At 67.8% G+C, this 24,777-nt stretch carries 22 protein-coding genes; 13 read left to right on the top strand and 9 right to left on the bottom strand.

The window, feature by feature from the left end; all coding sequences use genetic code 11:
- The first annotated feature begins 23 nt into the window (after positions 1-23).
- Entirely contained in the window at positions 24-797 is a 774-nt protein-coding gene (xth, locus tag P5F91_RS25015; protein WP_145609945.1) for an exodeoxyribonuclease III, read from the top strand.
- A 12-nt stretch (positions 798-809) separates the two neighbouring features.
- Here xth and P5F91_RS25010 read toward each other — a convergent pair whose 3' ends face one another.
- On the bottom strand, positions 810-1,985 hold the full coding sequence (locus P5F91_RS25010) for a sterol desaturase family protein (protein WP_277908589.1): 1,176 nt from the start codon (positions 1,983-1,985) through the stop codon (positions 810-812).
- A 220-nt stretch (positions 1,986-2,205) separates the two neighbouring features.
- Here P5F91_RS25010 and P5F91_RS25005 point away from each other — a divergent pair, with 220 nt between their 5' ends.
- Together P5F91_RS25005 and P5F91_RS25000 are read left to right on the top strand one after the other, a co-directional pair.
- The gene (locus P5F91_RS25005; protein ID WP_145609944.1) at positions 2,206-2,766 is read left to right on the top strand and encodes a cysteine hydrolase family protein; all 561 of its coding nucleotides are present in this window, start codon (positions 2,206-2,208) and stop codon (positions 2,764-2,766) included.
- Positions 2,763-3,764 (top strand): GlxA family transcriptional regulator, encoded by a 1,002-nt coding sequence (locus P5F91_RS25000; RefSeq protein ID WP_145609943.1) that lies wholly within the window; start codon positions 2,763-2,765, stop codon positions 3,762-3,764. The genes P5F91_RS25005 and P5F91_RS25000 overlap by 4 nt, the downstream gene beginning before the upstream one ends.
- 28 nt (positions 3,765-3,792) lie before the next feature.
- Here P5F91_RS25000 and P5F91_RS24995 read toward each other — a convergent pair whose 3' ends face one another.
- From P5F91_RS24995 to lptF, 6 genes are all read right to left on the bottom strand, one after another.
- Positions 3,793-4,080: a hypothetical protein gene (locus P5F91_RS24995; protein WP_145609942.1), complete on the bottom strand. Its 288-nt coding sequence runs from the start codon at positions 4,078-4,080 to the stop codon at positions 3,793-3,795.
- Positions 4,081-4,245: 165 nt separating this feature from the next.
- Positions 4,246-5,094: a 16S rRNA (adenine(1518)-N(6)/adenine(1519)-N(6))-dimethyltransferase RsmA gene (rsmA, locus tag P5F91_RS24990; protein WP_145609941.1), complete on the bottom strand. Its 849-nt coding sequence runs from the start codon at positions 5,092-5,094 to the stop codon at positions 4,246-4,248.
- Between the two features lie 23 nt (positions 5,095-5,117).
- On the bottom strand, positions 5,118-6,134 hold the full coding sequence (gene pdxA / locus P5F91_RS24985) for a 4-hydroxythreonine-4-phosphate dehydrogenase PdxA (protein WP_277908588.1): 1,017 nt from the start codon (positions 6,132-6,134) through the stop codon (positions 5,118-5,120).
- A gap of 28 nt (positions 6,135-6,162) precedes the next feature.
- Positions 6,163-7,518: a peptidylprolyl isomerase gene (locus P5F91_RS24980; protein ID WP_145609939.1), complete on the bottom strand. Its 1,356-nt coding sequence runs from the start codon at positions 7,516-7,518 to the stop codon at positions 6,163-6,165.
- Positions 7,519-7,633: 115 nt separating this feature from the next.
- Positions 7,634-8,740, bottom strand: coding sequence for an LPS export ABC transporter permease LptG (lptG, locus tag P5F91_RS24975; protein ID WP_145609938.1), 1,107 nt, complete (start codon positions 8,738-8,740; stop codon positions 7,634-7,636).
- A 4-nt stretch (positions 8,741-8,744) separates the two neighbouring features.
- The gene (gene lptF, locus P5F91_RS24970; RefSeq protein WP_277908586.1) at positions 8,745-9,908 is read right to left on the bottom strand and encodes an LPS export ABC transporter permease LptF; all 1,164 of its coding nucleotides are present in this window, start codon (positions 9,906-9,908) and stop codon (positions 8,745-8,747) included.
- 401 nt (positions 9,909-10,309) lie between these two features.
- Here lptF and P5F91_RS24965 point away from each other — a divergent pair, with 401 nt between their 5' ends.
- The 10 genes from P5F91_RS24965 to P5F91_RS24920 all read left to right on the top strand — a co-directional run bounded on the left by P5F91_RS24965 (position 10,310) and on the right by P5F91_RS24920 (position 22,290).
- The gene (locus P5F91_RS24965; protein WP_145609936.1) at positions 10,310-11,803 is read left to right on the top strand and encodes a leucyl aminopeptidase; all 1,494 of its coding nucleotides are present in this window, start codon (positions 10,310-10,312) and stop codon (positions 11,801-11,803) included.
- 78 nt (positions 11,804-11,881) lie between these two features.
- Entirely contained in the window at positions 11,882-12,328 is a 447-nt protein-coding gene (locus P5F91_RS24960; protein ID WP_145609935.1) for a DNA polymerase III subunit chi, read from the top strand.
- A gap of 155 nt (positions 12,329-12,483) precedes the next feature.
- A complete protein-coding gene (locus P5F91_RS24955; protein ID WP_277908585.1) occupies positions 12,484-13,755 on the top strand; it encodes a glycoside hydrolase family protein in 1,272 nt (423 codons plus the stop codon).
- A gap of 85 nt (positions 13,756-13,840) precedes the next feature.
- Positions 13,841-14,566: a response regulator transcription factor gene (locus P5F91_RS24950; RefSeq protein ID WP_277908584.1), complete on the top strand. Its 726-nt coding sequence runs from the start codon at positions 13,841-13,843 to the stop codon at positions 14,564-14,566.
- Positions 14,563-15,939 carry an ATP-binding protein gene (locus tag P5F91_RS24945; RefSeq protein ID WP_277908583.1) on the top strand — a complete coding sequence of 459 codons (1,377 nt, stop codon included), beginning with the start codon at positions 14,563-14,565 and terminating at the stop codon, positions 15,937-15,939. Before P5F91_RS24950 ends, P5F91_RS24945 begins: the two co-directional genes overlap by 4 nt.
- Positions 15,940-16,068: 129 nt before the next feature.
- Positions 16,069-16,785 (top strand): carbonic anhydrase, encoded by a 717-nt coding sequence (locus P5F91_RS24940; RefSeq protein ID WP_145609932.1) that lies wholly within the window; start codon positions 16,069-16,071, stop codon positions 16,783-16,785.
- Positions 16,786-16,794: 9 nt separating this feature from the next.
- Positions 16,795-18,327, top strand: a complete 1,533-nt coding sequence (locus tag P5F91_RS24935; protein ID WP_277908582.1) for a SulP family inorganic anion transporter — start codon at positions 16,795-16,797, stop codon at positions 18,325-18,327.
- Between the two features lie 37 nt (positions 18,328-18,364).
- On the top strand, positions 18,365-18,745 hold the full coding sequence (locus tag P5F91_RS24930; RefSeq protein ID WP_277908581.1) for a hypothetical protein: 381 nt from the start codon (positions 18,365-18,367) through the stop codon (positions 18,743-18,745).
- Between the two features lie 447 nt (positions 18,746-19,192).
- On the top strand, positions 19,193-21,121 hold the full coding sequence (locus P5F91_RS24925) for a methyl-accepting chemotaxis protein (protein WP_277908580.1): 1,929 nt from the start codon (positions 19,193-19,195) through the stop codon (positions 21,119-21,121).
- Positions 21,122-21,231: 110 nt separating this feature from the next.
- Positions 21,232-22,290, top strand: a complete 1,059-nt coding sequence (locus tag P5F91_RS24920; RefSeq protein WP_145609928.1) for an HPP family protein — start codon at positions 21,232-21,234, stop codon at positions 22,288-22,290.
- Positions 22,291-22,293: 3 nt separating this feature from the next.
- Here P5F91_RS24920 and mltG read toward each other — a convergent pair whose 3' ends face one another.
- Together mltG and fabF are read right to left on the bottom strand one after the other, a co-directional pair.
- A complete protein-coding gene (gene mltG, locus P5F91_RS24915) occupies positions 22,294-23,331 on the bottom strand; it encodes an endolytic transglycosylase MltG (RefSeq protein ID WP_145609927.1) in 1,038 nt (345 codons plus the stop codon).
- On the bottom strand, positions 23,328-24,599 hold the full coding sequence (gene fabF / locus P5F91_RS24910) for a beta-ketoacyl-ACP synthase II (protein ID WP_145609926.1): 1,272 nt from the start codon (positions 24,597-24,599) through the stop codon (positions 23,328-23,330). The genes mltG and fabF overlap by 4 nt, the downstream gene beginning before the upstream one ends.
- Positions 24,600-24,777: the final 178 nt, after the last annotated feature.

Below are 24,777 nucleotides of genomic sequence, written 5' to 3'. Positions count from 1 at the left end.
CGCCGCCTGATGAGAGCCTTCCCATGCGCATCGCCACCTGGAACGTGAACTCGGTCAAAGCCCGCTTAGGGAACGTGACCGAGTGGCTGGACAGCGCCAAGCCGGACGTCGTGCTGTTCCAGGAGATCAAGTGCGAGACGGCCGCCTTCCCGCTGCAGGCCTTCCAGGATCTGGGCTATCACTGCGCCGTCGTGGGCCAGAAGGCCTACAACGGCGTGGCGCTGCTGTCGCGGGAAGAACCCACCGACATCATCACCCGTCTGCCGGGTGAGCCGGAGGATGAGCAGGCCCGCTATGTCGAGGCCACGGTGGGCGGTATCCGCATCGCCAGCCTGTACCTGCCCAACGGCAACCCGGTGGGCACGGAGAAATACCCCTACAAGCTGCGCTGGATGGACCGGCTGAAGGCCCATGCCAGCAGCCTCCTGGCGCAGGAAGTGCCTTTCGTGCTGGGCGGCGACTACAACGTCATCCCCGAAGCGCGCGATGTCTATGACCCCGCCGCCTGGATCACCGACGCCCTGTTCCGCCCCGAGACCCGCGCCAAGTTCCGCGAGATCACCCACCTGGGCCTGGTGGAGGCCTTCCGGGCTGTGCACCCGGATGCCGAGCGCGCCTTCACCTTCTGGGACTACCAGGCCGGCGCCTGGCCGCGCGACAACGGCCTGCGCATCGACCATTTCCTGCTGTCGCCCCAGGCCGCCGATCGCCTGGTGGGCTGCGCCATCGACAAGGGCCCACGCGGCCAGGAAAAGGCGTCCGACCATACGCCGGTAGTGCTGGAACTCGCGGTGTGACCACGCCCTTCCTTACCCCTCCCGCTTGCCGGTCAGCAGCTCCACGGGGCCGCTGAACGGGTAGAGGAATTGCTGGACGAAACCGCCGGGGATGGGCTTCACCGTGCCGTACTTCTCTGGCCAGCGGTCCTTGGGCTGATGGTAGGTGCGGAACACCAGATCCCAGAACGGGGTGTGGGCGCAGTAGTTGCGGTCCAACGCCTCTTCATCCGAGGCATGGTGCCAATGGTGGAACTGCGGCGTCACGATGACGTAGCGCAGCCAGCCCAGATCCATGGCGATGTTGGAATGGATCAGCACCGCCTGGATGGACACGAAGATCAGGTAGGCGAACACCGTGTCCTGGGGGAACCCCAGCAGGAAGATGGGTACCAAGATCAGCGACCGGGTAATCAGCACCTCCAGCACATGCAGGCGGGAGCCGGACAGCCAATCCATGTGCTGGGGCGAGTGGTGAACGGCGTGCAAGCGCCACAGCCAGGGGATCTCGTGATAGGCGCGATGGCTGGCATACTCCACGGCGTCGGCCGCCAGGATGACCAGCAGGAAGCGCACAAATCCAGGCAGCGCCGCGACCTGCGCCTGCACCCAGCCATTGACCGCCCAACCGAAGACGTCATGGGCGAAGTGGTTGGAGGTCAGCAGAAAGGCGCCGATCAGCAAATGGTTCACGGTGAAATAGCTGAGGTCCAGCCGCCACCCTTCCCGCAGCACGGGCTGGTCCGGCGCCACGCGGGGCAGCAGGCGCTCCAGCAGGATGAAGGCGCTGCCGGTGAAGAACAGGTCCAGCACCAGCCAGTCCAGCCCCACCCAGGTCCGGGCCTGGTCGAAATCCTCATACGGCACATAGGGCCCGCCCAGCAACAGGGCCAGCACCACGCCACTGATGCCGATGACACCCGCCCGCCGGCGCCGGTTCAGGACGCACGCCCCCAGTCCCAGGAACACCCCCACGCCCATGGACAGCGCCAGGATCAGACGCAGCAGATCCATGTCGTAGTGCGGCCGCAGCTCCGGCGTCGTCAGCCAGGCGGGATAGCGCAGGCACAACACCGCGCCGATGCTGAGCAGGCCGACGGCCAGGGAGATGGTGCCGGCCGCCTGGCTGGACATCAGCCGGTGCCAGAGGCCCGGCGCCGACGCGGCGGAATTGTTCATGTCTGCGGTGTGGTTGTTCGCAGGGGCCATGCCCCCCTCCTGCGGCGGTGGAACCGTATGTCACAAATCAATCAAGAATGAGGTCAGGCCGCAACCGTCATGGTGTAAACGGCTGGCATCACCTCCGCCCCGGTTAATTTGCTGATGGCGTAAAATGTCCCATCTTTGTCCGCCAGCCTCATTATGCCGTGGTACGCTGCAGGCTAGCATCCACGCCATCACCCCACACTGATGGCAGGAGATAGCCCCTATGAGCACCGTGACCGCCGGTATCCAGACCACCGCCCTGATAGTCATCGACGCTCAGGAGTCCTTCCGTCACCGGCCCTATTGGGTGCAGGCGGAGTATGATGCCTATCGCCCGGCGCAGCAGGCGCTGGTGAACCAGGCCCGGGCGCGCGGCATTCCGGTCATCCAGGTCTTCCATGTGGATGGCGACGCGCCGTTCACCCACGAGTCCGGCACCATCCGCACGCTGGAGGGCCTGGACATCACGCCGGACGCCACCTTTCACAAGGCGCGGCACAGCGCCCTGGTGGGCAGCGGGCTGGATGTCTGGCTGATCAGCCATGGCATCCGCCGCGTCGTCATCTCCGGCGTGCGGACGGAGCAGTGCTGTGAGACGACGACCCGCCATGCCTCCGACCTGGGCTTCGACGTCACCTACGTGACGGAGGCGACGCTGACCTTCCCCATGATCGATGCGCACGGGCGCATTTGGCCCACGGCGGAGATCAAGGCCGCCACCGAGTTGGTGCTGGACGGCCGCTTCGCCCGCATCGCCACCGTCGCCACGGCGTTCGACGCATGACGAAAACCGGCCCCCGCGTCCTGCCCGTCTATGTGGTGCTGCCGCCCCGGACGCTGCTGCTGGACGTGGCGGGGCCGGTGGAAGTGTTGCGCCGAGCCAATGTGGAACAGGACGGGCTGCGCTTCGTCGTCCGCTATGTCGGCCCGGCGGCATCGCTGCTCACATCCATCGGGCTGACGGTGACGGGCATCGAGCCCCTGCCCCGGGCACTGCCGGACGAGGCCATGGTCATGGTCGTGGGCTCGGTGGAACAGATGTTGGGGGATGAGGGGCCGGACGCGGCGGAAACGGAAAGCGGCAACCAGGCCATCGTCGAGTGGCTGCGGCGCCGCGTCCGGCCCCGCCACCGGCTGGTCAGCATCTGCGCCGGCGCCTTGCTGGCAGGCCGCGCCGGCCTGCTGGACGGCCGGCCCTGCACCACCCACTACAGCGATTGTGAGACCCTGGCGCGCCTGGCACCCCGGGCGCGGGTCCTGGAGAACCGGTTGTATGTCGAGGATGGCCTGGTGGCGACCAGCGCCGGTGTCACCGCCGGCATCGACCTGATGCTGCATCTGGTGGCGGAGATGGTGGGGCCGGCGGTGGCCTTGGCCGCGGCGCGTGCCCTGGTGGTCTACCTGCGGCGGGCGGGCGGCGATCCGCAGCTGTCAGCCTGGCTGGAGGGACGCAACCACGTGCATCCGGCAGTCCACCGCGTGCAGGACGCCATCGCCGCCGACCCGGCCCGCCCCTGGACGCAAGAGTCCCTGGCCGACGTGGCGGGCGCCAGCCCCCGCCATCTGTCGCGGCTGTTCAACGAGCATACGGGCATGACCCTGCCGGACTATGTGAACCGGCTGCGGGTGGCGCTGGCGGCCCAGTTGCTGGGCCATACGCGGCTGGACATGGAAAGCGTGGCGGAGCGGGCGGGCTTCGCGTCCACCCGCCAGATGCGGCGCGTCTGGCGGGTGTATCACCCCACGTCGCCCAAGGCGGCCCGGGGATTTGGGAACGCCTAATTCAACAGCGGAACGACGGGCACCGATCTCAGAAACTGTGGATGCGGGCCACGGCAACCTGATCGTTGGCGTTGGCCTGGCGGGTGGCCAGGCAGGCGTTCAGGTGATCGGCGCGCAAGGCGCCTTGCTCGACCCCGGGATAGAGGTCGAAGGCGGACTGGGAGCAGCTGGAAAAGGCGGGGTTTTCGTCGGCCACCTGGACGTAGTCATGGTCCGGTGCGCCGCTGCAGGCGGCGATGGGCAGCAGCACGCCCAAGGTGGGTAGCAGGCGGGCGGGTAGCAGGCGGCGCACCCAGTGATTGATCTGCTTGGTCATGGTGTCATCCCCAAATTTCAGCGTCGTTCCGTATCGCAAAGCTAGCGAAGCGAGGCGCGGGCGGGAGTGACGGGCATCATAAACGCGTCACCACTCAGGCATGGACAGCCTGCGTGAACCGCATAACAGGCAGAACCGGGAGACAATCTAACCGTGGGCGGTTTGTTAACCCTGCACGTCCTGGTGCGCCCGCCAGGCGTGGGCCAGGCGCACGAAACCCGCCACGTCCACCTCCTCCGCCCGGGACGTGGGAAGGATGCCCGCGGCTTCCAGCAGGGGTTCGGGCTGGGCCACCAGGCCCTTCAGCCCGGCGCGCAGCATCTTGCGCCGCTGGTTGAAGCATGCTGCCACCACCCGCTCCATATCCTTGAATGACGGGGCGTCGGCCGGTAGGGCGCGCGGGGTGATGTGCACCACCGCCGACATGACCTTGGGCGGCGGGGAAAAGGCCTGCGGCGGGATGTCGAACACCAGCCGCGCGTCGGCCAGCCACTGGCTCATGACCGCCAGGCGGCCGTAATCCTTGGTGCGTGGCGTGGCGACGATGCGGTCCACTACTTCCTTCTGGAACATCAGCGTCAGGCTGCGGAATTCCTGGATCTGGCGTAGCCAGCCCACCAGCATGGGCGTCCCTACGTTGTAGGGCAGGTTGGCGACGATGGCGCGCGGCGCCGGGGCGATGGCGGTCATGTCGACCTCCAGCGCGTCGCCCTCCACAATGGTCAAGCGGCCGGCAGCGGCCTCCACCACATCGGCCAGGGCGGCGACGAAACGGCTGTCCCGCTCCACCGCCACCACCGCCTTGGCCTCGCTTTCCACCAGGGCGCGGGTCAGGCCGCCAGGGCCCGGGCCCACCTCGATGACAGTGACGCCGGCCAGGTCGCCGGCAGCAGCGGCCACCCGCGCCGTCAGGTTCAGGTCCAGCAGGAAGTGCTGACCCAGCGCCTTGCGGGCGCCCAGGTCGAAACGGGCGATGACGTCGCGCAGGGGCGGCAGGTGGACAAGGCTGGTCATGGGGCGGTCTTGATAAGAGAAAGTCAGGCGGCGGCGCGCTGCCGCCCCAGGCGATTGGCGGACAGCAGGGCCGCCACCAGGCTGGACGGGCTGGCCTTGGCCGTGCCGGCCAGGGACAGGGCGGTGCCGTGGTCGGGGGAAGTGCGGATGAAGGGCAGGCCCAGGGTGATGTTGACACCCGTGTCGAAATCCAGGGTCTTCAACGGGATCAGCCCCTGGTCGTGATACTGGCAGATGACGGCGTCGTAGGTGGCGCGCGCGCTGGCATGGAACAGGGTATCGGCCGGCAGCGGGCCGGCGACGGTCATCCCCTCTTCCCGCAAGGTCGCCACGGCGGGGGCGATGATCTCGATCTCCTCCCGCCCCATGGCGCCCCCCTCCCCCGCGTGGGGGTTCAGGGCGGCCACGGCCAGGCGCGGCTGGGCGATACCGAAATCACGGCGCAGCGCCTGATACGTCGTCCGTGCCGTGTGCAGCAGCACCGCCGGCGTCAGCAGGCCAGGCACGTCCTTCAGCGCCACATGGATGGTGGCCAGGGCGACGCGCAGGCCGCCCCCCTCCAGCAGCATCACCGGTTCCTCCGTCATCCCAGCCAGGTGGGCCAGGTACTCGGTGTGGCCGGGATGGCGGAAGCCGGCGGCGTAGAGGCTGCTTTTCTGGATGGGGTTGGTGACGACGGCGGCCGTTTTGCCCCCGCGCACCAGGGCTACGGCCCGGTCAATGCTGGCGATGACGGCGCCGCCGTTGGCGGGGTCTGGCCGACCGGGCACCACGGGCACGGGCAAATCCTGGCGCAGCACCGGCAGCGCCTCGTCGAAGACGGCGGCGGTTTCCGCCGGATCGGCTATTTCCCGCACCGGCACGTCCAGGCCCGTGGCCTTGGCCAGGGCCGCCAGGCGGTCCGGACTGTCGATCAGGAAAAAGGGCGCCAGGCCCCGGTCACGCCGCAGCCGCCAGGCCATCAAGGCGATCTCGCCGCCAATGCCGGCCGGTTCGCCCATGGTCAGGGCCAAGGGGGACGAGGAAAGCGACGCGGTCATGAAACGGATCGGGGGCTGTCGCCCCCCCTCAGCTACGGATGTCGATGGTGGCGGCGCGCCGCAGGTCGCGCAGGTTGCGCCGCTGTAGCATGTCCATACGCTCGCCACCGATCATGTTGGCCACCTGGTCGCGCGGCGGGGCGCTGCCCTCCGGCACCTTGCGGTCGCACACCATCAACAGCATCAGGCCGGCCTGGGTTTCCAGCGGGTCGGTGGCCTGCCCCACGCCCAGACGGCCGATCAGCTTTGACAGCTCACCGGGGATGTCGCCCAGGCGGGTCATGGGCTGGGCACGGGTGGTGGAGCCCGGCAGGTTGGCCTTGGCGGCGGCGGCCAAAGCCTCGCAGCTGTGCGAGGTGTCACCGACCTTCTTCACGGCTTGGCCGAGCGCCTGGACGTCCGTGCCGGGCGGAACGGGCACCACCACCTGGCCTACGGACACCTGGATGTCGGCGGGATCGCCACCGGTCACCGTGCGTTCGTCCCGGACCAGGAAGATGTAGTAGCCACCGGCGCCGCGCAGCGGCACCGAAACCTGGCCCGTGGGCAGACGCTGCAGCGCGCGATCCAGCGCCGGCTCCAGCTGCCCCTGCTGCACCCAGCCCATGTCGCCGCCGGCCGCGGCCGTGGCGCTCTGCGAGAACTGCTGGGCCACGGCGGCGAAGTTGGCGCCGTGGGTGATCTCACCAACCAGCTTGTCGGCCAGCTGGTGGGCGTCCTGGTCCAGCTTGGGATTGTCGACGGAGATGAAGATTTCCGTCAGTAGGTACTCGGGCTTACCGGCGTTCGCGATGATGCGCGAGGTGCGGCTGTCGATCTCCTCGTCGCTCACCTGGATGGTGGGACGGATGCGGCGCTGCACCACCTTGTTCCAGGCGATGTTGGCGCGCATCTGGTCCTTCAGGGCGGCGACGGGCACGCCTTCGCGTTCCAGGTTGGCGGCGAAGCTTTCCGGTGAGGGGGCCTTGTTCTGCTTGGCCAGGCGGGCGAACTCCCGGTCCACCTCCTCGTCCGTCACCACCAGGTTCTGCTTCTTGGCCTCCTGCAGCTCCAGCTTCTCGTCGATCAGCAGGCGCAGCACCTGGGGCTTCAGCTTCTGTTCCACGTCCGGCGTGTCGGGCAGGCCGGTGTTGACGATGGCCAGGCGCATGCGGCCGGCCAGGTCGGTCTGGGAAATGGCCTCGTCATTCACCACGGCGACGATGCGCTCTTCCTGCTGGCCCTGCGGCTGGGCCGCGAGGCGCGGGCCCAGGGCCATGCCGTTGGTGGCGGCGGCCGTCCGGGGGCCGGCCAGCTGCGCCAGCGCGGGCGTGGCCAGGCTCGTGCCCAGGGTCAGGCCGAAGGCGAGCACGGCAGCGGCGGAACGGCGGGAAAGTTGGATCATCTGACCTTACCGGAAAAGCGGGGACCGGGGAGAAACGAAGAACGGAACTTATAGAGCCAAGGGGGGGCGAAGGCAAACGGCCCCCGCAACCAGGGATGCGGCGCGCAGATGGCGCTCAGCCATCCTCCAGGTGCAGCAGGGCGGCGGTTCCCAGCATCAGGCAGACGCCGGCCGGCGCCCAGGCGGCCAGGAAAACCGGCAGTACGCCGCTGCGGCCCAGCGCCTGGATGATGTTCTGGCTGACGAACAGCACCAGCGCCGTCACCAGGCCGGTGCCCAGCATCTGCAAGGTGCCGCCCCGGCGGGCATGGCGCAGGGAAAAAGTGCCGGCCAGGAAGACCATGGCGCAGAAGAAGGCGGGCACGGCCAGCATCGACTCGTAGTACATGCGGTGCCGCACCGACGACAGGCCCGCCTGCTCCAGCGTCTGGATGAAGCTCGGCAGTTCCCAGAACGACAGCGTGTCCGGCGGGGCGAAGCTTTCCTGGATGCGGGCTTCCGTCAGGTCGGTCGGCAGGGCCATGCCGTCGACATGCTGGGTCGGACGGCCCGGCCGGTTCAGCCAGGCGTTGCGCAGCACCCACTGGCCCTTCTGCAGCTCCGCCGTTTCGGAATCGAGGCGGCCCACCGGAATCTGGTCGCTGCCATTGAACAGCAGGATGGTAACGGTGCGCAGGTTCACCGGCTTGCCTGGCCCCACGGATTCTGCGTGGATCAGGTAGTTGCCGTTATCCCCCTCCTGTACCTGGCGCAGCCAGACACCGGAGCGCGCCACGTCCAGGGAACTCTGCTGGCCGCGCAGATAGCGGCTTTCCAGCTGCTCATACCGCGCCAGCATGGTGGCGAACACGGGACTGAGCAGTGTGATGTTCAGGATGCCGACCACCAGGGATGTCAGCAGCACCGGCGTCATGAACTGCCACACGGAAATGCCGGCGGCGCGCACCACCACCAGCTCCGCGCTGCGGGTCATACGGAAGAAGGTATACATGGCCCCGAACAGCACGCCGAAGGGGAAGATCTGCTGGCCGATCTCCGGCAGCTTCAGCAGCGCCATGCTCAGCACGATCTGGAAGGTGGCGTCCGTCTTGGCGGCGGCCCGGCGCAGCAGCTCCACCGTGTCCAGTAGCAGGACGAGCGCCAGCATGCCCCCGAGGATGATCAGGAACCAGAACACGAACTGGCGGGTGATGTAGACGGACAGCGTGGGCGAGATGCGCATGATTTCAGGCCGCCTTTCCGCCCAAAGGTCCCGTGGCGGGTGGCCCCGCCGGCGGGGTGCCGGACCGGCCCGCCCCTCCGCGGCTCAGACGCCGCCAGTTCTCCAGATACCAATACCCCATGGCCACTGGCAGGATGCCCACGACATACAGCACGGCATTGAAGGCCTGTGTCTTCACCGCCAGGTTGGAGATGCCCAGCATCATGGCCTGCAGCAGCATGCCGAAGACCACGGCCAAGGCGATGCGGCGGGCCTGTCCTCGGCGCGAGAATTCGCCGGACATCAGCGCCGTCAGCGCGATCATGGCGAAGGCCGGCGCCAGCAGCGGTGTCGCGAAACGCTGGTGCAACTCCTGGTTCAGGCGCGGGCGCAGCTGGGTGTCGGTCGGGTTGCCGGTGTCGAACAGCAGGTCGCTCAGCGTCCGTTCGCGCGGGTCAGGCCAGCGCTGGGCTTCCCCGGCGTTCAGCACTTTCAGGTCCACCGTGTAGCGTTTGAATTCCAGGTTGGATGCGTGGCCGGTGTCCCGGTCGTATTCCTGGCGCACGCCGTCATAGACGATGACGCGGGGGCCGGCCTCGGCCGTCACCAGGATGCCATGGTCGGCGATGGTCATCACCGGGCGCTGCGGCTTGCTGTTGTCGTAGATGATCAGGCCGTTCAGCATGCCCTCCGCCCCGCGCTGGCGGACATAGACGGTCTTGCCCTCGCCCACGTCGTTGAACGTGCCCTCGCGCAGCAGGACGGAGGAATAGTCGGTGCGGATCTCCTCGCGCAGGCGCACGAACTCGCGCTGCGCCGCCGGCGCCAGGAACAGGTTCAGCAGCAGGCAGAGGAACAGCACGATGGCCGACAACTGCAGCGCGGGCCGGGCCAGCGTCAGCGGCCCCATGCCGGCGGCGCGCATGACCACCAGCTCGCTGTCCAGCGTCAGGCGGTTGTAGGTGAACAGCGTGGCGATCAGCACGCCCCAGGGCATGACCAGCGCCAGGAAGGTCGGCAGGGTGGAAAACGCAAGGCGCAGGAACATGCTGATCGGCGCCCCGCCCTCGACCACCAGCTGGATCAGGCGCAGGGACTGCGTCATCCAGATGGTCGAGGACAACCCGGCCGTGATGAAAATCATCGCCACGACGAGGTTGCGCGACAAATACCGGCCGATCAGGTTCATCGTGCTCCACAACACACAAGGCGGGACCGGCGCCCGCCACCACGGCGCCCGCGCATCCCGCCGATCCGACCACCGCGGCGCCCCATATCAGGGGCACCGGCGGCCCGGCCACTATAGGGCCCCACAATTTGGCGAAACCAGGGCGCGACACCCCGCCGCCAAGCCGACGACAGCCGGCATGGAACCCCGCCCGACTAGGCTTGGCACGCAGTTCTTATCGACTCCCGTCTCCGGAAACAACCGCCTGGGACAAAAGGTCTGGATTTCGAGCGTTGACGTACAACATTCAGAAATCCTGTATAGGACTTCCAACGCCATAAGGCGAAGCCATCCGGACGGGTCCAGGCGCCCAGAGGCGCCCCCGTTCCAAGGATCCCAAGGGACCGACCAAGAGAGGCAAGATGAAGATCGCTTACGCCCAGAACGCCCTGCCGCAATCCGGCGTCCTGGCCATCACGGTGTCGCAGGGCCGCGGCCTGGGCAGCCTGGGCGCCGAGTTGGACCAGAAGAGCGGCGGTGCCCTGGCCCGCGCTATGGAAGCCGGCCGCTACACCGGCAAGGCGGATGAGACGCTGACCCTGCTGGCCCCCGGCGGCACCGACTATGCGCGCATCCTGCTGGTGGGCATCGGCGCCGCCGAGAAGGTGACGGACCTGACGGCCCAGTCGCTGGGCGGCACCGTGGCCGCCAGCCTGGCCCGCGCCGGCGACCCTGATGCCACCCTGGTGCTGGACGGCCATGACGGCCTGATCCTGGCGCCGGCCACCTTCGCCGCCAACGTCGGCTACGGCGCCCGCCTGCGCTCCTACCGTTTCGACAAGTACCGGACCAAGGAGCCGAAGGACCAGAAGCCGACGCTGAAGAAGCTGACCCTGGCCACGGCCGAGCATGCCGCCGCCAAGAAGGCTTACGGCAAACTGGAGAAGATCGCCGACGGCGTCTTCCTCACCCGCGACGTGGTGTCGGAACCGCCGAACGTCATCTACCCCGAGACCCTGGCCGAGCGCTGCCAGGCCCTGACCGAGCTGGGCGTGAAGGTCGAGGTGCTGGACGAGAAGCAGATGAAGAAGCTGGGCATGGGCGCGCTGCTGGGCGTGGGCCAGGGCTCGGCCAAGCCGCCGCGGCTGGTCATCATGCGCTGGGACGGCGGTGAGAAGGGGGCAGCCCCCCTGGCGTTCGTGGGCAAGGGCGTCACCTTCGACACCGGCGGCATCTCCATCAAGCCGGCCGCCGGGATGGAGGATATGAAGTGGGACATGGCGGGCTCCGGTGCCGTCATCGGCCTGATGGCCGCCCTGGCCGGCCGCAAGGCCAAGGCCAACGTCGTCGGCGTGGTCGCCCTGGTGGAGAACATGCCCGACGGCAACGCCCAGCGCCCGGGCGACGTCGTCACCAGCATGTCCGGCCAGACGATCGAGGTGTTGAACACGGACGCCGAGGGCCGCCTGATCCTGGCCGATGCCCTGTGGTATACCCAGGCGACGTTCAAGCCGCGCTTCATGGTCGATCTGGCCACCCTGACCGGCGCCATCATCGTCTCGCTGGGCAATGAGCACGCCGGCCTGTTCTCCAACAACGACGAGCTGTCGCAGCGTCTGACCGACGCCGGCCTCAAGACGGGCGAGACGCTGTGGCGTCTGCCCCTGGGGGCGGCTTACGACAAGGACATCGACTGCGATGTCGCCGACATGAAGAACATCGGCAGCCCGGGCAAGGCCGGCAGCATCATCGGCGCCGTCTTCCTGCAGCGCTTCGTCAATGACGTGCCGTGGGCCCACCTGGACATCGCCGGCACCGCCTGGACCAAGAAGGACGGCGCCACCGTACCCAAGGGCGCCTCGGGCTACGGCGTCCGCCTGCTGGACCGGCTGGTCGCCGACTATTACGAAGGCTGACAAAAGCCTTCGCAGTCAGGGTAAGATCGGGGCGGCTCGGGTCACGGGCCGCCCCTTTCCTTTGCCGTCGGACGCCCCATGACCGAGGTCAACTTCTACCACCTGCAGCGCAGCAGCCTGGAGCAGACCCTGCCCGACCTGCTGGAACGGTCGCTGGCGCGCGGCTGGCGGGCGGTGGTGCTGTCGACGGTGGAAGAGCGGGCGGAGCAGCTGGCCCAGCACCTGTGGACCTGGCGTCCGGACAGCTTCCTGCCTCACGGCACGGCCAAGGACGGCCACGCCGCCGACCAGCCCATTTGGCTGACGGCGGTGGATGAGCGGCCCAACGACGCCCAGGTGCTGTTCCTGACCGACGGCGCCACCAGCGCCCGCATGGCCGAATACACCCGCGTCTGCGACATCTTCGACGGCATCGACCCCGACGCGGTGGCCGCCGCCCGCCAGCGCTGGAAGGCCGCCAAGGAGGCGGGGCTGGACCTTACCTACTGGCAGCAGACCGACAAGGGGTGGGAGAAGAAGGCCTGAGGCTGCCGCAACACCGCGGCAAAGCAGCCGCCATCTGCCATCGCCCCGGATGTCCCGTCCGTGATTTTTTGTAACGGACCCGCCGCCATGGTTTGCGCCATCGCCGGCAGCCCCCATCATCGCCCCATGGGACCGATATGGGGGCTGGCATGGGGATGACGCCTTTCACGATCAGGGTATTGGCGTGCGTGGCGCTGCTGGCGCTGAGCCCCACGGCACGGGCAGGACTGCCGGCCATCACGGTCGCGGCCGGCCCGGACCGGCGACCGCACTTCTTCACCGCCACGGGACAGCCCTTCATCCCCCAGGGGGTCAATTGGGTCGCCGTGTCGCCCGGTACCCCCGTCACGCAAAAGAACATCAGCTTCAACCCGGACTATTATCCGGCGCGCAGGGCCACCATCCATAGCAGCCTGCGGGCGATGGCCAAGGACGGCTACACCTTCGTCCGCATCCGCCTGGATGCCGGCGCCATCGCCGGCAAGCCGGGAACCTACACGCTGGACCTGGCCTACATGGGCAACGTGGTGGACTTCGTCCGTGCGGCGGCGGACAACGGCCTTTATGTGGAACTGACCGGGCAGTGGCTACCCGCCAACTATTACATGCTGGTATCGCGCGATGGCTTTCCCGATCCGGACCGCAAGAACACCTCGGGCATTAACCAGCTGCTGCTGAGCCGGGGCTTGGCTTATGCCTACGGTCGCTACATCGCCGACGTCCTGGCCGGCATAAAGGCCGCCGACCCCCAGTTGCTGTCCGCCATCTTCTGCGTCGATGTGTGGAACGAACTGGGCTTCGAATCCACGGACTTGCCTTTTTCCCGGGAGACAGGCCGATATACGGCGGAGGATGGCAGCGTCGTCGACCTGGCCGATCCCGCCAGCCGCCAGGCCCTGGCGGACAGGGCCACCACGCGCTGGATCGACGGCGTCATCAGTCAGGCCAAACAGGTGGCGCCCGGCATACTGTTTACCGCCAGCATCTTCCCGCCCCTGGATGTCTATCGCAGCGGCTATGTCGGCGTGTACCAGCGCGACGCCAAATGGGGCGACCCGCGCCAGCCCTTCCGCCTGTCCGCCATCGCTGCTTCAAAGGCGGATTTCCTGGAAATCCACCTCTATCCCCACACCAATGGCGGCATGCTGGACGCGCAGATGGCGTCCCTGGAATATCCGGCGGCCGCGATGCGCAAGCCCGTCGTGCTGGCGGAAACCGGCGCGTTCAAGAGCGAGATCGCGGACATCGGCCAGGTGGCCGGCACGCTGCGTGGGGTTTTGCGTCAGGCCTGTTCACTGGGCCTGGCCGGTTGGGCGTATTGGACCTGGGACGCCGATAACCAGACGGAGCTGTGGAACCTGCAGGAGGCCGACGGCTATCTGGAGCAACGCTTGTCGCCGCACTCCTTCGACTGGTGCGGCGGGTGACCCCGCCCTTGTCCTTCTGTGCATACGCAGCATGGATCGGCGTTCGCCCCTGGAAAGGCGGCGTACGGCCCTTATTTAAAGGCCGATGAACAGCCTATCCATTGCGCGCATCCTGCTGGTCGAGGACGATCCGGCCATGCGCACCCTGATCCTGCGCGTGCTCAAGGAGAACGGGTTCGAGCCCACCGGCGTGCGCGACGGCCGGGAGATGGCGGACGCGCTGAGCCAGGGCAGCTTCGACCTGGTGTTGCTGGACGTCATGCTGCCGGGCCAGAGCGGGCTGGACATCTGCCGGGATCTGCGGCGCAGCAGCCAAGTGCCCATCATCATGGTCAGCGCCCATGGCGAGGAGATCGACATGGTGCTGGGGCTGGAGATGGGCGCCGACGACTATGTGCCCAAGCCCTTCCGTGCCAAGGAACTGCTGGCCCGCATCCGCGCCCTGCTGCGCCGCGCCGCGAACAACGGCACCAGCGCCGGGTCCATCGGCTCGGCGCCCCAGGACGTCATGGTTTTCGCCGGCTGGCGACTGGACCGGCGCCGGCGCGAGTTGACCGACCCCGATGGGGTGGCGGTGGACCTGTCGGGGGCGGAGCACGACTTACTGGTCAGCTTCCTGGAGAACCGCCAGCGCGTGATCGGGCGCGAGCGCCTGCTGGAGCTGTCCCGCGCCCGCCTGGGTGAGGTGAACGACCGCAGCGTCGACGTGCTGGTCAGCCGCCTGCGGCGCAAGCTGGGCGATGAGAACCGCCTGATCCGCACCATACGCGGCGTCGGCTACATCTTCACCGCCGACGTGGCGACGCTGTGACCCGGCTCGGCATTCACCGCTGGGGCCACCTCTGGCCGCGCAGCCTGATCGGCCGCCTGGGCCTGGTGCTCTTCGGCGCGGTGCTGCTGGCCGTCATCGGCAACGCCATCGTGCTGGGCCAGGCGGAGCAGCATTACGGCGACGAGACCCAGACCTGGCACATCGCGGAGCAGGTGGAGACGGCCGGCCATGTCCTGTCCGCCATCGATCCGGCGCGACGGGGAAATGTCGCGTCCTCCCTCTCCTCACCCTACCTGACCTTCACCTGGGTGGATGCGTCCCAGGCGCGTGAGGCGCAAGGCGACAACCCCGCCAGCTGGCTATTGCGCCACGAGATGATCGAGCACCGGGCCGCCCTGGCCGGCATGGACTTGCGCCTGCGCACGGGGCCCGGGACGCCGGTGAAGGCGTTTGACGGCGACGTGCGCCTTCTGGACGGCAGCACGCTGCGTTTCGGCGTCACCGACCTGCCTTCCACCGTGCCGGTCATCTATGCCCAGTTGGGCTCCATCGCCCTGCTGTCCATCGGTGTGCTGCTGATGGCCCTGTTCCTGGTGCAGACCCTGGCATCCCCCCTCAAGATGCTGGTCAAGGCGGCGGACGCGGTGGGCAACGGCCCCCCGGTCTTCATCCCCACGCGGGGGCCGCAGGAGATCCGGCACGTCGCCCAGGCCTTCAACGCCATGCAGCGGCGCATCGACCGTCTGATCACCAGCCGGACGGAGGCCCTGGCCGCCGTCTCCCACGACCTGCGCACGCCCATTGGCCGGCTACGCCTGCGCGCCGGCTTCCTGCCCAATGCCGAGGACCGCGCCGCCTTCGACAGCGACCTCGATGAGATGGAAGGCATGGTCAACGACCTGCTGGACTATCTGGGCGGTGAGGAGGATCCGGAAAAGCCGCGCCGCACCGACCTGCCGGCCCTGCTGTCCACCCTGGTCGACAACGCCACCGACGCCGGCCATGTCGCCAGCTATGAGGGGCCGGAGCGCCTGCCCCTGACCCTGCGGCCGCTGGGCATGCGCCGGGCCTTTTCCAACATAATCAACAACGCCATCGCCTATGGCGGCACGGCCCGGGTCGCGGTGCGGGACACGGGCAAAAGCGCCGTCATCACCATCAGCGATGATGGCCCGGGCATCCCCGAAGCGCAGTTCGAGACGGTGTTCGAACCCTTCCACCGGCTGGAGGAATCCCGCAACCGGGGGACCGGCGGCACCGGCCTGGGCCTGACCATCGCCCGCCAAGCGGTGACGCGCGAGGGCGGCACCATCACCCTGAACAACCGGGCGGAGGGCGGGCTTTCGGTCGTCATTACGATTCCGAAACGGGATGATCCGGCACAAAAGGTCGGCAGACACACTTTGTCATAATCGAAACGTATCCGGGAAAAACTCAGGCCTTAAGTCTTGATGGCCCCCAACAGGGACGGTGGTTCCGGGCGCCCTTCGCCCCCCACCGTCCGGCCGGGATCATCGACTTGAACGCGAGGATTTCCCATCATGGACAGCATCATCGACGGCGTGTCGCACTTCCGATCTGTTGTCTTCCCCGAACAGCGGTCGCTGTACCGCAAGCTGGCCCACCACGGGCAGCAGCCCAAGGCGCTGGTGATCTCCTGCGCCGACAGCCGCGTTGTGCCGGAGATCATCACCCAGAGCGGCCCGGGCGAGATGTTCGTCTGCCGCAACGCCGGCAACATCGTCCCGCCCTTCAGCCAGGTGAACGGCGGCGTCTCCTCCGCCATCGAATACGCGGTGGTGGGCCTGGGCGTGAACGACATCGTCGTCTGCGGCCATTCCGACTGCGGCGCCATGAAGGCCCTGCTGAAGCCCGAGGCGCTGAAGGACATGCCCAACGTGGCTGCCTGGCTGCGCCACGCCGAAAGCGCCCGCCATGTGCTGCGCGAGGCCTACAGCCTGCTGCCGGAGGCGGAGGCCGCCCGCGTGCTGGCCATGGAGAATGTGGTGGCGCAGCTGAACCACCTGCGCAGCCATCCCTCCGTCGCCGCCAAGCTCGCCGCCGGGCAGCTGAACCTGCACGGCTGGTTCTTCGACCTGGAGAACGGCCACATCCTGGCCCTGGACGGCGAGACGGGGAAGTTTCTGCCCGTGGGCGACAAGAACCAGACCCTTCAGGTGGCCGTGCGCGGCATGCGCCGCGCGGTGGCCGATCCCTGCTGCGCCCAGCACGCCCATCACGTCACCGCGGCCGAGTAAGGGAGCGTGATGATGCAGCGTTTTTTTCCCGCCACGCTGGCGCGGGACCTCCCCGCGTCCATCGTGGTCTTCCTGGTGGCCATGCCGCTGTGCATGGGCATCGCCATCGCCTCCGGCGCGCCGCCTGAAAAGGGGCTGATCACCGGCATCATCGGCGGCATCGTCGTCGGCCTGCTCGCGGGGTCGCCCCTGCAGGTCAGCGGCCCCGCCGCTGGCCTAGCGGTCATCGTCTTCGAACTGATCCGCGATGCCGGCATCGGCGCCTTGGGACCCGTGCTGATCATGGCCGGCCTGATCCAGATGGCGGCCGGCATGCTGAAGCTGGGGCAGTGGTTCCGCGCCATCTCCCCCGCCGTGGTGCACGGCATGCTGGCCGGCATCGGCGTGCTGATCGTGGCGGGCCAGTTGCACGTCATGCTGGACGCCAAGCCACAGGCCGGCGGCCTGGCCAACATTCTGGCCGCGCCCGCCGCCTATTTCGGCCTGTTCCCCTTCAGCGGCGACGCGGCCGAGGCGGCGCTGGGCATCGGCCTGCTGACCATCACCACCATGCTGGTATGGGAATGGGTGCGGCCCCAGCGCCTGCGCCTGGTGCCGGGCGCCCTGGTGGGCGTCGTCGCCGCCACCCTGGCGGCCACACTGCTGAACCTGCCGGTGGCCAAGGTGGCGGTGCCGGAAAGCCTGTGGGCCGCCATCCAGCCGCCGGACGTCGCCAACGGCTTCGGCCTGCTCGAGCCCAAGCTGATCGTCATGGCGGTGGCCATCGCCTTCATCGCCAGCGCCGAAACCCTGCTGTCGGCGGCGGCGGTTGACCGCATGCACGACGGCGTGCGCACCAACTACAACCGCGAACTGACGGCCCAGGGCGTGGGCAACCTGCTCTGCGGCCTGGCCGGCGCCCTGCCCATGACCGGCGTCATCGTGCGCAGTTCCGCCAACGTGCAGGCCGGCGCCGCGGGCCGCACCTCCACCATCCTGCACGGCGTGTGGATCCTGGGCGCCGTCGCCCTGCTGCCCTGGCTGCTGCGGGCCATCCCCATGTCGGCCCTGGCCGGCGTGCTGGTGGTCACCGGTTATCGCCTGGTCAGCGTGACCCATGCCCGCCATCTGTTCGAGCGCTATGGCGCCCTGCCCGCCGCCATCTGGGCCGCCACCCTGGTCACCGTGGTCGCCACCGACCTGCTGACCGGCGTGCTGGTGGGCCTGGGCCTCAGCCTCATCGAGTTGCTGCCCCAGGTACGCCGCCTGCGCCTGCTGGTCATCACACGCGAGAAGGGGGCGGGCGAGTGGGAGGTGGTGCTGTCCGGTTCTGCCAGCTTGGTGCAGCTTCCCCGCCTGGCCAAGGCGCTGGAAAGCCTGCCCCCCGCCCAGCGCGTCACCCTGCGCCTGCGCTCGCTCTGGTTCATGGACCATACCTGCGCCGAGTTGATCAGCGGCTGGATGGAGCGCCGGCGGGGCCAGGGCGAACGGGTGGTCATCGACGACGGCGACGTCGCCCGCCACCAGGAATTCGCCGCCAAGCTGCAGGTCAGCCACGGCTGATCCCTAACCCGACATCATTCATCACAAGGAGGAAAACATGCGCTTTACCAAGACCCTGGCCCTGATCCCCGTGCTGGCCGCCGCCCTGGCCATTCCCCTAGGCGCCGCCCAGGCGTCTGGCACCGCCACGACAGGGACCGCCGCAGCAGGCACCCAAGTGCCCGCCATCACCATCACGGCCGCACAGACCGACGCCGCGCGCCGCGTCTGCCGCGACACGCTGGGCCTGGCCCCGGCCAACGTGGACTTCGCCGCCTGCGTCGACAGCCTGAAGACCCAAGCCGCCGCCGCCCAGCAGCCGGTGCCGGAGGCCCGCGCCTGCGCCGAGATGGGCCACACCCCCGGCGGCACCGACCACCGCCACTGCGTCGCCCACCTGGCATCGGCGGTCAGCCATGCCCAGACGCCGCTGAACTGAGCGGCATCCGCGTCATCCCTTCATCTCAACCTTGAAATCGGGCGGCGTCCTTGACTGCCCGGGTGCGGCTCCCATCCACCCGGTCCCTACCCTAACGTCCGCCCGTGCCCATCCCCCTTTCCCGGGGGATGGGCTTTTTCTTGGTCCGGAATCACCCTTCTCGACTTGAGCAGTAGTCGTTTCAGGAAATTGTCCAGCAAAACCATTCGATTACCGGCCATCACCCCAAACCGGGGCGGGCCCGTCATTTAATGTTTCATTTACATGTTTCATGGCTCTCTTGAGCGAAGCAACGCCATCATTTCCGCCGCGACCCGATTCCGGCGAAGCCCCCCGCAGAGGGGGTCGCCTATGGTGTGACCAATTTGGAGGAACCGTCCGATGACCATTTCCGCCGCCGCCCTTCCGCTCCCTGGCGGGACATCCACAGGGGGACCGTTGGTCCGGGTGACCAACACGGATGACCGTCTGGGCGGCGTGGACGCGGGGACCTTTCGGTTTGGAGACAGACCGGCGGCGCTGGCCCTGGCCTTCATCTCGCCGCACCTCGATTTCGCGCGCCAGGCGGAGGCGCTACGCCGCCTCGCCGGAACCACGCCGCTGCTGGCCACCTCCACGGCCGGGGAATTGTGCGACGGTACAGGAGAGCCGGGTCCCCTCTATTGCCCGGCCGGTGACCGGTGGTCCACCATTGTCATCCAGGTCTACTCCCCCGACCTGTTCGCCGGCGTCAGCATACATACAGCGCCGCTGTGCAATGACGACATCCGGCAAGGGAAGCCGTCGCGCACCCGGGAGGAGCGGGTGGCTCGCATCGGCGAGGGCCTAGCCGGGATCAGGCCGGCCTTCACCCTGGATTATCGGGATACGCTGGCCCTCACCTTCATCGACGGCCTATCCAACAGCGAGAACTATTTCATGGAAGCGGTGTATGCCAGCCGCCGCTTCCCCTGTCTGTTCGTCGGGGGATCGGCCGGCGGCAAGCTGGATTTCAAGAACACCTATCTCTACGCCGATGGACGGGTTCTTGAGAACCGGGCCGTCATCGCCTTTCTGAAGCTGGCACCGGGCAAGCATTACGGCGTGCTGAAGAGCCAGAACTTCGAACGCACCCCCACCCGCTTCGTCGTGGCAGAGGCGGACCCCGACCGGCGCACCGTCAGCGCGGTGATCGATCCGGCAACCGGCCGGGTGGACCGCTTCGCCGACGTGCTGGCCCGTGTCCTGAAGACTACGCCAGGGCGTGTGATGGACACCCTGGGCCGCCAGACCTTCGGCATCGAAATCGGTGACGAGCTATTCGTGCGTTCCGTCGCCGCGATCGATGCCGACAGCGGCGTCGTCAGCTTCTTCTGTGACGTCAACATGGGCGATGAGCTGCTGTTGTTGCGCCCGACCGACTTCGTCGATCAGACCCGGCGGGACGTGGCCGCCTTCCTGCGCGGCAAGCCGGCGCCCGTGGCCGTGCTGCTGAATGACTGCATCCTGCGCCGTTTGAACAACGACAAGCAACTGGGTGGCCTGACGGGGCTGTGGACCGCGCCAACGGCGGGCTTCTCCACCTTCGGCGAACTGCTAGGCGTCAACATCAACCAGACCCTGAGCGCCCTGGTCTTTTTCGAGCAAGAGGCAGGACAGCCCTTCCACGACGCCATCGTGGATAATTTTCCGATCCACTATGCCAGCTTCGTCAATTACTTCACCTATACGACGCTGAAACGCGCGGAACTGATGAACAGCCTGCGGTCGGGCATCATTCACCGTCTGATCGACCACTTCAACGCCAGCGCCGGCCTGGGTGACGCGTTCGACCAGGTATTGAAGGAGACGCACGAAATCCGGCAGACCATCAACCGCATCCGTGACGTCGTGATGTCCAGCCAAAAGGCTGCGGAAGACAACGCCGACACCAGCACCCTGGCGGCGGAGTTCAGCCGTATGGCCCAGGCCATGACCGGCCTGCGCGACGTGCTGAAGATCATCGACACCATAGCCGGCCAAACCAACCTGCTGGCACTGAACGCCACCATCGAGGCGGCGCGAGCCGGGGAGGCTGGACGCGGCTTCGCCGTCGTGGCGACTGAGGTCAAGAAGCTGGCCACCGATACCAAGACCACCCTGGGCAAGACACAAGCCAACATCGCGGGCATGGAAACCAATCTGGCCACATTGGGCGAGCACATCCAAAAGGCGCGCGACCAGTTCGCCAACGCCCATGATCGCTATCGCGGTGTCTTCGGGCAAATGAACGAGGTGTTCGACAACACCGCGCGCATCGAGCGTACCCTGGAGTCCTTGGGCACGATGGTCGCCAACCAGCAGCGCAACATGGACGAGGTTTCCACCGACATTGCCCTGCTCAACCGTCTGGAATGAGGCACGGCCGGGTAAAGGCGGCATTCACAACAGGACTGGGGCGTGTTACAGACGGCTCATAAGATGAATAATTAACGCATCTTATTCGCGTCTTTCGTTCCGGTCCCTCCATGCATCCCTACCTGCGTTCCTTCCGCCCCGTCCAGCCGGCGCTGCCGGCGTTGGGTCGGGCACGCATCTTCATCGGCGCCCTGCTGGGCATCCTGCTGACCACGCTGGTCAGCCGCTGGTGGCTGGGCGGGAACGCGGCCGGCCTGCCCTATCTAGTCGCTCCCATCGGCGCCTCCAGCGTGCTGGTGTTTGCGGCCCCCGCCACGCCTCTGGCTCAGCCCTGGGCAGTGTTCGGCGGCAACGTGGTGTCGGGCTTGGCGGGGGTGCTGTGCGCCAGGCTGATCCCCGACCCGGTGCTGGCCGGCGCCGGCGCCGTGGCCCTGGCCATCCTGGCCATGTCCTGCTTGCGCTGCCTGCACCCGCCCGGCGGCGCCGTGGCATTGACCGCCGTACTGGGCGGCCCGGCCATCCACGCAGCGGGCTTCGGCTTCGTCGCCGCACCCGTGGCCGTGAACACGCTCCTCCTCATCGCCGTGGGGCTGGCCTTCAACAACCTCACCCGCCATCGCTATCCCCACGTGGCGCCGGCCCAGCCGCAGGTCGCCCGCAACAGTGCCGGCTACACCATCGAGGATTTGGACCAAGTGCTGGCCCATTATGGTGAGCAGCTGGACGTGGACCGCGACGACCTGGACGCCGTATTCCGCCAGGTGGAGGCCCGGGCCTACCAGCGCCGGCATGGCGACATCCGCTGCGGCGCCATCCGATCCCATGTGCCGGTGGCGGTGGGGCCGGAGGACACGGTGGCGACGGTACGCGGCCTGATGGCCGACTATCACCTGCGCAGCGTACCGGTGACCGATGAGGGCGGGCGCCTGCTCGGCGTCATCCCGCCCTTGCCGGCCACCGTCCCCGGCCGCCAGGGCATCCGCCACCTGGTACAACCGGCCGTGACGGCCCTGGCCACCACGCCCGTGGTCAACATCCTGCCCGCCATGACCACCGGCGCACACGAAGCCATGGTGGTGGACGAGACCGGCCGTCTGGTGGGCATGGTCACCACCGCCGATCTGCTGTCGGCGCTCTACGGCAACGAGGCCATCGCGCTGGCCGGATAACCCCTACCGCTGCGCCTTTTCCCGCAGGTCGCGCCATTTGTCGACGTTGCGGTTGTGCTCGGCCAGGGATGCGGCGAAGGCGTGGCCACCGCTGCCATTGGCGACGAAATAGAGGTCGTCGCTGGTCATCGGGTTGGCCACGGCGCGCAGGGCCTCACGGCCCGGGTTGGCGATGGGGCCGGGCGGCAGGCCGGTCACGGCATAGGTGTTGTAGGGTGACGCCACCGCCAGGTCGGCGTGAGTCAGCGTCCGGCCCAGGGGCCCGGCGCCATTGGTCAGGATGTAGATGACCGTGGGGTCGGACTGTAGGCGCATGCCCAGCCTTAGGCGGTTGTAGAACACGGCGGCAATGTGCGGCCGCTCAGCCGGCACGCCCGTCTCCTTCTCCACCAGCGAGGCCATGGTGACCATCTCCTCCGGCGACTTCAGGGCGACACCCGCCGCGCGGCCGGTCCAGATCTCATCCACCGCCTTGCGCATCGCGGCCTGCATGCGCTCCACCATCTGTGCGCGACCGTAGTTCAGCCCGAAGAAATAGGTTTCGGGCAGCAGGCTGCCCTCCGCCGGCTTTTCCGTGACGGTGCCGGAAAGGGCGGGTTCCGCCTCGATCAGCGCCACGATCTGGGCGGAGGTCAGGCCCTCGGGTATGGTCAGGCGATGCACCACGGTCTTGCCGCTGCGCAGCAGGGCAACCGTGTCCTTCAGCGAGACATGGGCCGGGAAGGCGTATTCGCCGGGCTTCAGCACCTGACTGCCCACGCCCAGCACGCTGCTGACGCGCACGGCCGCGACGAAGTCGATGTCGCCACGCACGACGCCGGCCTCCGCCAGCGTTTGCCCCATTGCCTGCAAGCCGCCGCGCGAGGACACGACGACGACGCGATCCTGCGTCAGTGGGCCGGGATCGACATAGCGGTGATAGCCGACCCAGGCCAGCGCGGCCGACACCAGAACGACCAGGGCCGCCGCCTGAAACAGACGGCGGCCCAGGGAAGATGCAGGCCGGGACTTGGGTCCCGGGGCCGGAACCTTGTCGGTCACGAGCCGGTGTATTCCTTGACGATCAGCGAGGCGTTGGTGCCGCCGAACCCGAAGGAGTTCGACAGGGCGGCGCGCACGCGGCGCTTCTTGGACTTATGCGGCACCAGATCGACACCAGCGCACTCGTCGGACGGGTTGTCCAGGTTCAGCGTGGGCGGCACTTGCTGGTCGCGGATGGCGAGCACGGAGAAAATCGCCTCAATGGCGCCAGCCGCCCCCAGCAGGTGGCCGGTGGCCGACTTGGTGGAGGACATGGAGGCGCCGCTGAGGTCGTCGCCAAACAGGCGCTTCACGGCGCCCAGCTCGATCAGGTCGCCCAGGGGGGTGGACGTACCGTGGGCGTTGACGTAGTCGATGTCCGCCGGGGTCATGCCGGCGCGCTTCAGCGCCATGGCCATGGAGCGGTAGCCGCCGTTGCCGTCGTCCGCCGGGGCGGTGATGTGGTGCGCGTCGCCCGACAGGCCGTAGCCCACGACCTCGGCGTAAATCTTGGCGCCACGGGCCTTGGCGTGCTCCAGCTCCTCCAGGACGACGACGCCGGCGCCTTCGCCCATGACGAAGCCGTCACGGTCCTTGTCGTAGGGGCGCGAGGCCCTCTCCGGCGTCTCGTTGAAGCCGGTGGACAGCGCGCGGGCGGCGGCGAAGCCGGCCACGCCCAGACGGTTGATCGCGGCCTCGGCGCCGCCGGCGACCATCACGTCGCAGTCATCCCACATGATCAGGCGGGCGGCGTCGCCAATGGCGTGCGCACCGGTGGAGCAGGCGGTGACGGCCGAATGGTTCGGGCCCTTGAAGCCATGGATGATCGACACGTGGCCGGAGACCAGGTTGATCAGGGCCGACGGGATGAAGAAGGGGGAGATGCGGCGCGGGCCCTTTTCGGCCAGCAGCAGCGATGTTTCGTAAATGGAGGACAGGCCGCCGATGCCGGAGCCGATCATGACGCCGGTGCGCTCACGATCTTCTTCGGTCTGCGGCTCCCAACCGCTGTCCTTCACCGCCTCGGCCGCCGCGGCGACGCCGTAGATGATGAAGTCGTCCATCTTCTTCTGGTCCTTGGTCGGGACCGTCAGATCGGGGTTGAAGGTGCCGTTGGTGCCGTCGCCCCGGGGAACCATGCCGCCGATCTTGGCCGGCAGGTCGGACACGTCGAAGGTGTCGATGGCGCGGATACCCGACTTGCCGTCGAGCAGCTGTTTCCACGAGTGCTCAACGCCCGTTCCCAGAGGGGTAACCAACCCGAGACCGGTGATGACGACGCGACGCATGGGTCAGACCTGTACCTAGTTCCAGAAGAAAGTTGGGCCTGGAATCGGACTCGAGGAGAATCCCGAATATCCGGTGTTCGCCTAGGCCCCGCAAAAACCAGCAAGGGCTTTTCCGGTTCCAGACGCCACGCCAGCGCGGTATCGGCGGCGCGGCGTCTGAAGCCCGGGAAAGTAGGGG

Origin of the sequence: Nitrospirillum amazonense (genome assembly GCF_029594735.1) — a bacterium.
GTDB classification, from domain to species: domain Bacteria; phylum Pseudomonadota; class Alphaproteobacteria; order Azospirillales; family Azospirillaceae; genus Nitrospirillum; species Nitrospirillum amazonense.
This window is presented reverse-complemented; position numbering and strand designations above follow the sequence as displayed.